The organism is Vibrio rotiferianus CAIM 577 = LMG 21460, from assembly GCF_002741985.1.
GTDB classification, from domain to species: Bacteria; Pseudomonadota; Gammaproteobacteria; order Enterobacterales; family Vibrionaceae; genus Vibrio; species Vibrio rotiferianus.
The window spans coordinates 178,279-188,275 of sequence record NZ_APHW01000010.1 but is presented as its reverse complement, the minus strand read 5'-3'; the positions used below and the strand labels follow the sequence as shown (position 1 = coordinate 188,275).

At 45.9% G+C, this 9,997-nt stretch carries 7 protein-coding genes and 2 pseudogenes; 1 reads left to right on the top strand and 8 read right to left on the bottom strand.

Annotation, left to right across the window (positions count from 1 at the left end; all coding sequences use genetic code 11):
* The coding region (locus B853_RS26165) for a hypothetical protein (protein ID WP_211285368.1) at positions 1-470 on the top strand (470 nt) is incomplete at its 5' end.
* Positions 471-502: 32 nt separating this feature from the next.
* On the opposite strand, the pseudogene B853_RS05365 reads toward B853_RS26165, so the two are convergent.
* The 8 genes and pseudogenes from B853_RS05365 to B853_RS05330 all read right to left on the bottom strand — a co-directional run bounded on the left by B853_RS05365 (position 503) and on the right by B853_RS05330 (position 9,996).
* A pseudogene (locus B853_RS05365) lies at positions 503-3,663 on the bottom strand (efflux RND transporter permease subunit).
* Between the two features lie 2 nt (positions 3,664-3,665).
* The gene (locus B853_RS05360; protein ID WP_038885104.1) at positions 3,666-4,802 is read right to left on the bottom strand and encodes an efflux RND transporter periplasmic adaptor subunit; all 1,137 of its coding nucleotides are present in this window, start codon (positions 4,800-4,802) and stop codon (positions 3,666-3,668) included.
* A 337-nt stretch (positions 4,803-5,139) separates the two neighbouring features.
* Entirely contained in the window at positions 5,140-6,777 is a 1,638-nt protein-coding gene (locus B853_RS05355) for a methyl-accepting chemotaxis protein (RefSeq protein ID WP_038885106.1), read from the bottom strand.
* 168 nt (positions 6,778-6,945) lie between these two features.
* Entirely contained in the window at positions 6,946-7,428 is a 483-nt protein-coding gene (locus B853_RS05350; protein WP_038885442.1) for a hypothetical protein, read from the bottom strand.
* A 185-nt stretch (positions 7,429-7,613) separates the two neighbouring features.
* Positions 7,614-7,949, bottom strand: a complete 336-nt coding sequence (locus B853_RS05345; protein ID WP_038885441.1) for a zinc ribbon domain-containing protein YjdM — start codon at positions 7,947-7,949, stop codon at positions 7,614-7,616.
* 51 nt (positions 7,950-8,000) lie between these two features.
* Positions 8,001-8,156: pseudogene (locus tag B853_RS05340) on the bottom strand (carboxymuconolactone decarboxylase family protein); the annotation flags it as partial.
* A gap of 42 nt (positions 8,157-8,198) precedes the next feature.
* Positions 8,199-9,101: a LysR family transcriptional regulator gene (locus B853_RS05335; protein WP_038885440.1), complete on the bottom strand. Its 903-nt coding sequence runs from the start codon at positions 9,099-9,101 to the stop codon at positions 8,199-8,201.
* A 139-nt stretch (positions 9,102-9,240) separates the two neighbouring features.
* Positions 9,241-9,996, bottom strand: a complete 756-nt coding sequence (locus B853_RS05330) for a LutC/YkgG family protein (protein WP_038885439.1) — start codon at positions 9,994-9,996, stop codon at positions 9,241-9,243.
* Position 9,997: the final 1 nt, after the last annotated feature.

The following is a 9,997-nucleotide window of genomic DNA, read 5'->3' as shown; positions in this document are numbered from 1 at the left end:
AGAGACAACACCCCGTCATTCCGACGAGCCTAGGCGAGATCAGGAATCTAATTGCCGCACGCTCTTGGCTCAATATTTCTCATCAAGCCACAGCACTCGGTGAGCAGATTCTGAATCACACTCGTCCCTCGCTGTTCAGAATGACGAGAAACATAACCGAGAGAGCAACACCCCGTCATTCCGACGAGCCTAAACGAGATCAGGAATCTAACGGCCACACGCTCTCACTCAATATTTCACATCAAGTCACAGCACTCGGTGAGCAGATTCTGAATCATGCTCGTCCCTCGCTGTTCAGAATGACGAGAAACATAACCGAGAGAACAACACCCCGTCATTCCGACGAGCCTAGGCGAGATCAGGAATCTAATTGCCACACGCTCTTGGCTCAATATTTCACTTCAAACGCAAACTATCCAATTGAATCCAAAAATAAAGGACGCCGAAGCGCCCTTTTCTGTACTTATTAGCAATAGTATAACTTAGTCTTTAGCGCTAAGTCCTACTCTTGGCTTGCCGTTGGTTGTGAAGTAGATTCCACTTGCTCTTTTTGAGCCTCTTTTCTTGCGCGGCGGTCGAACAAACGCTCAACCACAACGAAGAACACAGGCACGAAGAAGATACCAAGCAGGGTCGCACTTACCATACCGCCAAGTACACCTGTACCTACCGCGTTCTGACCCGCAGAGCCTACACCCGCACTGATCGCTAGCGGAACTACGCCAAGACCAAACGCAAGCGAAGTCATGATGATAGGGCGAAGACGAACACGTACCGCGTGCAAGGTTGCTTCAATCAAGCCCGCGCCTTTCTCGTAGTATTCCTTCGCAAATTCGACGATAAGAATCGCGTTCTTCGTTGCCAGACCAACAGTGGTCAACAAGCTTACTTGGAAGAATACGTCGTTATCCATACCGCGAGTCATGACCGCAAGTACCGCACCTAGCACACCGAGAGGCACTACAAGCACAACCGCGAATGGTACTGACCAGCTCTCATAAAGTGCTGCTAGTACAAGGAAGACAACCAAAATCGATAGCGCGTAAAGCATTGGCGCTTGGTTACCAGACAGACGTTCCTCGTAAGAAATGCCGTTCCAGTTCACCGTAAAGCCAGGAGGCAGTTTTTCTACCATGCTTCGATTTCTGCCATAGCTTCACCGGTACTTACGCCCGGAGCCGCACCACCTTGGATGTTCATCGCAGGTAGACCGTTAAAGCGTTGCAATAGCGGAGAGCCATAAGTCCACTCACCCGTTGCGAATGCCGAGAATGGCACCATTTCACCTTGTGAGTTACGCACGTACCATGAGTCGAAGTCTTTCGGCTGCATACGATATTCAGAATCACTCTGCACCAGCACTTTCTTCACGCGTCCACGATCGATGTAGTCGTTGATGTACGCGCCACCCCATGCTGAAGATAGGATTTGGTTTACATCATTGATGCTCACATCCAGCGCACGCAGTTTGACGTGGTCGATGTTTACTTGGTACATCGGCGCATCAGCTTGGCCGTTTGGACGCACGCCCACTAGTTTCGGGTTCTGTGCTGCCATACCCAGGATTTGGTATTGAGCCGCTACAAGCGCTTCGTGACCGTTACCGGTTGAGTCTTGTAGGTAGAAATCGAAACCAGTCGCGTTACCCAACTCTTGAATCGCTGGTGGCGCAAATGCAAACACCATTGCTTCTTTAATCGTTGAGAAATAACCCATCGCTCGACCTGTTAGCGAAGCCGCATCCGAACCCGGGGCTTCACGTTCTGACCAATCTTTCAGACCGATAAACGCCATACCCATGTTCTGACCTTGACCCGCGAAGCTGAAGCCCGCTACAGAGAAGACAGATTTAACGTTGTCCTTTTCTTCTTCTAAGAAGTAATCACGAACTTTTTCTAGCGTCTTTTCAGTCTGCTCTTGAGTCGAGTTCGGTGGCAAGATTGCCATTGAGAATACGGTACCTTGGTCTTCATCCGGTAGGAACGACGTTGGTAGGTTCATGAATAGCCAACCTGCACCCGCACTCATTGCAACAAACACCAATAGCATACGACCCGTGCGTTTTAGCATTTTCGCTACGCCCGCTTCGTAACCCGCCGTTGCCGCATCAAACTTGCGGTTGAACCAGCCGAAGAAGCCTTTCTTATCCGAAAATTCCGCGTCGCCTTTTTTCAGTAAGCTCGCACAAAGTGCCGGAGTAAGAATGATCGCCACCAATACCGATAGCGTCATCGCCGCTACGATGGTGATAGAGAACTGACGGTAGATAACACCAGTTGAGCCAGACATGAATGCCATCGGTACGAATACCGCAGACAGCGTCAAACCAACACCCACTAGCGCGCCAGTGATCTGCCCCATCGACTTCTTAGTCGCTTCTTTTGGATCGAGACCGTCTTCGTGCATCACACGTTCCACGTTCTCTACCACAACGATCGCATCGTCCACCAGCAAGCCGATTGCCAGAACCATCGCAAACATGGTTAAGGTGTTAACACTAAAGCCGGTCGCGTAAAGGATCGCGAACGTACCCAGCAATACCACCGGAACCGCAATTGTTGGAATGATAGTCGCACGGAAGTTCTGCAAGAACAGGTACATGATCAAGAATACCAACACGATCGCTTCAAGCAGTGTCTTGATTACTTCTTTGATCGACGCATCAACGAATGGCGTTGTCTCAAACGGGTAAGCGATCTTCAAACCATCTGGGAAAGTCGCACTTAACTGACCAAGACGTTCTTTTACTGCTTCTGCCGTTTCTAACGCGTTCGCACCAGTACCTAGAGAGATACCAAGACCAGCTGCCGGAAAGCCGTTGTACTGACCTTTGATGTCGTAGCTTTCTGCGCCGCGCTCAACACGCGCTACGTCTTTCAGATAAACGTTCGAGCCGTTCGCTTCTGATTTCAGAATGATGTTTCTAAATTCAGCCACGCTGGTTAAACGGCTTGCTGAAGAGATCGTCGCGTTAAGCAACTGACCTTTTTGTGCAGGTGCAGCACCCAACTGGCCAGAAGAAACCTGCGCGTTCTGCTCACGAATAGCGTTCGCAACGTCGATTGCAGTAAGGTTGAACTGAGTCAATTTGAATGGGTCTAGCCAAACACGCATTGCGTATTGAGAACCAAACGCTTGCACTTGACCTACGCCCGTTACACGGCTGATCGGATCTTGAATATTGGTAACAACAAAGTCACCGATGTCATTTTCCGTAAAGTCCGGGTCTTCTGAATAAACCGCCACAACCATCAAGAATGAGGTGTTAGATTTGTTTACAACGATACCTTGGCTTTGTACTTCCATCGGAAGTGATGTCATCGCCAATTGCAGCTTGTTCTGCACCTGAACTTGCGCGATATCTGGATCAGCTTCGCTATCAAACGTCAGCGTGATGGTTGCGTTACCAAACGCATCACTGCTTGAGTTTAGGTAGCGCAGGTAGTCCAGACCGGTCATGTTTTGCTCGATAACCTGAGTCACAGAGTCTTCTACGGTTTTCGCAGAAGCACCAGGGTAACGAGCACTGATAGAGATCGTGGTCGGTGAAATCGTTGGGTATTGAGAAACCGGCAAGTTGAACAAGGACATTACGCCCGCCAACATAGTCAGAATCGCAAGAACCCAAGCAAACACCGGACGATCGATAAAGAATCGTGCCATGATTATGCCTGCTCACCTGATTGAATGGTTACTGGACTACCAGGTCGAACCATTTGAAGCCCCGTCGTAATAACTTTGTCACCCGCTTTTAAGCCTTCAGTGATACGCCACTGGTTATCGATAGATTCAGCTGTCGTTACCGGAGTAATCGTCACTTTATTGTCCGCACCTACAGTCATAACCGATGCTTTACCCGTCGCGTCACGCGTAACTGTGTTTTGCGGGATAAGAATCGCCACAGGATCCACACCTACTGTTACCGTTGCACGCACGAACATACCCGGTAGCAACAAACCATCTGGATTCGCGAATTCTGCACGTAGCGTTACGCTGCCAGTACTTTCATCTACGTTCACTTCGGTAAACTTCATCGTACCTTTGTGTGCGTAAGTCGACCCGTCTTCAAGCGTTAGTGTTACCTGAGCTGATTCGTCTTTTTGCAAGTGACCTTGTGACATCGCTGCTTTCAAACGGAGTAGCTGCGCAGAAGATTGCACGATATCAACATTGATTGGGTCTAGCTGTTGGATAGTCGTCAGCGTCGCTGCTTGGTTCGCAGTAACAAGTGCACCCGCCGTCACGTTTGACTTGCTGATCACACCACTGATTGGCGCTTTTACTTGTGCGTAAGACAGATTGATCTTCGCTGTGTTGATCTTCGCTTTTGCTACCAACACTTGCGCTTTCGCTTCTTTGTAAGCCGCTTCTGCCTCGTCAAGATCTTGCTGACTGATAGACTTCTTAGTGATCAACGCACGGTAACGACGAACGGTTGAGTACGTCGATTCTTCCGACGCTTGCGCGCGAATAAGTTCCGCTTCAGCACTTAATAAATCAGCTTGGAATGTAGAGTCATCGATCTGGTAAAGCGACTGACCTTTTTCGACCACACCACCCTCAACGAAATTGCGCTCTGAAATAATGCCTGTTACCTGCGGACGAACTTCTGCTTCTTTAAACGCTCGGCTACGACCTGGTAATTCTACCGTTAATGCCTGATAAGTCGGTGCTACCGTCATCACGGTGACTTCAGGAGTTGGCGCTGGACCACCTTGTGCTTGTCCCTCTTGGCTTTGCTCACATCCCGCCAATAAAAGGCTCGACGCAATCAAAAGCGATAGCGTGGTTCTACGTGTCATGAAAATTCTCTCTTCCTAACTAAAAAATCTGGCTTTATTTGAAGCCAGCAAATATTAGTCGGGATGATAATTACTCAATGTTGTACATACAACAAAATTTACCGCTCTTTACGATAGACAAAAATGTTTGTTTTAAAGCTGTTATTGAACTCTCAATTTAGGTGATTTTTTATTGGAAAAACAAATTTTCTGTGAGCAATCAAAGTGAGTTTTTTCTCAATAAAAACAAGGAAAAAGAGTGGACAAAATAAGAGAATTCGTAACAAAGAAATGGGGATGACCAAAAATAAAGCCCGCACAAGGCGGGCTCAAAAATTAGAATACTGACAGCAGTAAATTAAACTCGGAACTGACTCACTTGTTTATCTAGTTGTAGCGTTTGTTCAGATAGCATAGACAGTGATTGCTGCGCTTGATTCACAACATCTACAATCGAAGTGCTGCTGTCTGCTATACCTTGCACGTTTCTGTTTACGTCATCGCTCACGGTACTTTGTTGGCTAGCTGCAGTCGCGATGTGGGTATTCATCTCGTTCATTCGCGCAATCGCGTTTAGGATTTCAGCCAGTGAATCACTTGCATGTCCGGCAGAGCTAATGGTTTCTTCGCTGCTTAGTTGACTGCCTTGCATAACTTCTACTGCCTGCTTGGCGCCAGACTGAAGCTTCTCAATCATAGATTGAATTTCTCCAGTACTTTGTTGAGTGCGGCTAGCCAGTGATCGAACCTCATCCGCTACTACCGCAAAACCACGACCTTGCTCACCTGCACGAGCTGCCTCAATCGCCGCATTCAATGCTAGTAAGTTCGTCTGCTCTGCAATACCGCGAATCACATCCAACACTGAAGCAATGTTGCTTACGTCGTTATCCAGTGTATTGATAACCTCACTTGCACTTTCAATATCTGTTGCAAGTAAACGAATCGATTGAACGGTCTTATCCAAAGTAATATTGGTGTTGGTGAGTTCTTCGTTAGCAGTTTGGCTAGCCATCGCTGCCTCTGTCGCACTATCACTTACATTACGGCTTGTAACCTGCATCTCATGGACAGCAGCCGCTACGGCTTCGCTGTCTTTTTGCTGATGAGAGGTAGAATCAGCAATGGTCGCAGTCAGCTCATTCAGGTGCGACATTTCGTTACGTAGCGTGTTCGTACTCTCGATAACTTGAGACACCGTTGTTTGGATCTTGGAAACGAACTCATTGAAAGCACCAGCCAACTGCCCAATCTCATCTTTCGCATTCATGTTAATGCGCTGACTCAAATCACCATTACCAGATGCAATTTCTGTCATTGCCTCTTTAATATCGTTGATTGGTTTCATTACAGTACGAAGCAACACAATGACCATTCCCAGAGCTGCAAGAATAACGATTGCAATGCCAGCACCCAAAATTAATTCCGCGCGAGTCGATGCCGCACGAATCTGAGCATTAAGTGACTTCTGCTCAGCTTCTATCGCATCTTTCACTACGTTAAGCTGTTTACGAACCGCAACGAACTGCTTGTCGAATTGGCCTTTGTGCTCCATGTAAAAACTCGACCATTGAGATTGTGGTGAGTTAATCATCTCTTCATAGCTATTGAGCCATTTTTCGCCCAAACTCACTAGCTGATGGGTTTCGTTAGCTTGATTTGCTGGTAACAAACCCGCTTGGGTTAACTCCAGCGACTTTTTCATGCGCGGAAGGGCTTTATACGCGTTGTCTTTATATTCGAACAGGTGGTGGTCAATCTCAGCTTGAGTTTCTGCGAGAGCTAAACCTTGAATTGCCGAAGTCGCTTGATAAAGATCGCGGTAGGCATCCTCAATAGTAAATAAGTTTGGAATGATTTGTTCATTGAGCGTATCGGTAAGTTCTGCCTGCTTCCACATCGTCAGAACATTTAAAACAGAGCTGATAGTTAATAATGCAATCATTAAAGTAAGAGGAAGCACTATCTTCTGCTTAATAGACATGTTGTTGAACATAAAAAGATGCCCTTTGTTATTGTTTAAATTGCATCCGATTATACCAGAGGTATAGAGCGAGTAATTCCAGATACCGTGCAACATATTATAATTATTTTTATCTTTACGATGAATAATTCAAATTCAACAAATAATTGAATTTAATATGTAGATTTTTAGGAAGTAAGATCACAGCTTGTATGATTGCGTACACACTGCACTCTGCTGAGATGAGTGCAAGGCCATCATTATATCTATTTGGAAATGCCCCCAAACTGTTACGCCAAAAGCAGAAGCTGGTAGAACAATATGAACGGCAGAGAAAAACACTCCCAGCGCTCCTCGTCGAATAACGGTTGGCTTATATACTTTGACACCTCTCGGTGGGAACTGTCCCTCGATAAAACCACGAATCCCCAAAGGCAGCATCAAAACAACAGTTAATACGAACATTAGAAATGGGTACCCAAAGAATATTAGGTTCCATACAAACTCTACCCCTGACATTCCCATTATCTCGTAACATTCTGGATCTGAAGCAATACCCTCTAGGTAGGGTTTAGCTATGAATTTATATAATCCAAACACTCCGGCGCCGAGAACACCGACGCTCATAACCCTTACCAGTTTTTCTTTACTTGTATACTCCGGCGCATACTCTTTCGTATCCATTTTTACTCATGCACCTTTATGTAGGTAAGAGAAATAGAATAGATATGAAAATAGCTGATACAAATCAGCTAAGTGATTTTCCGACGGAGAATTAAAAAGAATGAAACTAAAAAGAAAAACCTCGGTATATAAGCCGAGGTTTTAATAGAAAACGTTTAAGGTCTGTTGACCTAGTACTACCTAAATTACGCTTTTTTCACAAACTGCGCAGTTACCATCATTTCACCAGCACCATCGACTTTACAATCTAGTTGATGATCTTTGCCGTCTTTAATACAACGAATCACTGCTTTGGTGCCGATCTTAAGTACCAGCGAACTGCCTTTTACTTTTAAGTCTTTCGCTAACGTGACCTTATCACCTTCCTGCAGCAAAGTGCCGTTGGCATCTTTCACGTTTACGACGTCTTCTTCTGCTACCTGAGTCGGGTTCCATTCGTGAGCGCACTCTGGGCAAACAAGGTGGTCTTGGTCTGGATAAACGTATTCTGAGTTACAGTTTGGGCAAGGAGGTAGAGACATAAGTAATTACTAGCTAATGAATTTAGCACTATGGTAATGGGTATTGCTTGTCTAATCGAGTAAATTTATACGCTCGCTCTTTTCTTCAAGAACTTCTTTAAAAGCGAACATACCATTTAATGCTGCAGGAAATCCGGCATAAACAGACATTTGTAAAGCTACCTCTTTTAATTCATCCTCATTGCAGGCCACATTAAGAGCTGAATGTGCTCTATCTGACAGGCATAGCAGCCAAACGAATTCGCCCGTTTAAAAACACTCTTGAATCGACAAATAGCTTTCTCTGATGTGCTCAATCAATGCTTGGATTCGTTTCGCTGGATTGCGAGTGTATGGATAAACCGCATAAATGCCGACCACTTTACTGGTGTGCTCTGAAAGCACCTCAACCAGTTTTCCTTGTTGAAGATCTTGATAGACCAAACATGTCGGTAAGTAAGCGAGACCATTGCCAGCTATCGCACTTTTACGCAGTGCTGCGGCATTGTCAGAAGAGAAATTTCCCGACACTTTCAAAGTATAATTGTCACTGTTGCATTTAAATTGCCAGTTAAAGGTGCCGCCTGTTTCATGGGTATAGCCCAAGCAATTATGCCTTTGAAGGGCTTTTGGCGTTTTCGGCTCACCGTGTTTTTCAAGGTACTTTGGAGAGGCACAAATCATCCAGCGAGAGTTAAATATGAAACGCGCGATGAGACTTGAATCCTCTAAATAGCCAGTACGAATCACTAAATCATAGTTATCTTCAATCAAGTCAACGAAGTGGTTATCCATCGACATATCAACGGTTAGGCCAGGATTATTATTGCAAAACTCGGAGATAGACTCAGCCAGTAGCAACTCTCCAGAAATAGTTGGCACCGACATTCGAATATGACCCGCTAAAGATTCGTTGTAACCCGTTATCGACTTAAACGCGGCATTGGCTGTGGAGTAGATATCTTTAGAGCGATGATAAAGCACCTCTCCTGCCTCTGTTAACGTCAGTTTACGAGTGGTGCGATAAAGCAGTTGCGTACCAAGATCACTTTCAAGCTTGCTCACTCTTTTGCTGATCATCGATTTAGTGGAGTTGTTATGCTCCGCAGCTTTACTGAAAGAGCCGTGCTCAACGACTTGCGTAAACAGAATAAGATCATCAACTTGCGGCATAGGAGATCCTCTAAAGAGCAAGAGTATGAAAGGATTATAACGGTTCACCCAATAAGAGACGAGCCATTAATAGAAGAAAGGCACACCCACATGAGATGTGCCTTGATGCCCTGTTCCCATAGAGCAAATTGAATTCTAATTACATATCGTCAACGATAATGTAAGTCGCCGAGACAGGGCCATGCACACCCACCACTTTGATCAGCTCAATATCAGCAGTAGAGCTTGGCCCTGAGATAAAGTTAACGCATGAAGGAATACGTTCACCCCTTTGAGCTTTATTGTGCAGTGCCATCGTCGCCTGAGTTAAGCGAGGTAACAACGTACTTTTGACAATCACAAAGACAGAACTTTCTGGCAATAAGCTAATTGATCGACCTTGTTTCGGATCGCTATAAAGCACCACAGTTCCTGACTCAGCGAGTGCTTGTTCCGCCATTACGACACCAATCTTAGCGCGCTCCGCAATGGTGATATTCGCTTCATACCCTAAGGCGTTATCCCAAACATGCACTTGATGCTGTGCATTCGCGAGCTCCGATGGTGTGACAAGTTCCAATAAAGCGGGAGATGCTGAGAAAATCGTATCGACTCTCTTGGTATCTTGTTCGGCGGTGTAAGCACGTTGACAGATTTCACCCAACACCGCTTGAAGCTGGCTCTTTGTCGTCTCAATCACTTCAGCCCCTAACGAGGTGCGCGCATACTCTTGCAATACTTGCTTTAACTGTTCGGTACTCAACCCTTTCATCACCTCTTGGTGGCAAGAGTGACGAAGTAAAGGCCTTGTAACTTGCGTTAACGGAGCGCTTCTACCAAGTTTATTGGCGATATTAAGCAGAAACTGACCGCGATTATGAACCGCTGCCTGGCTGTTATCTTTTAACGTAGACATC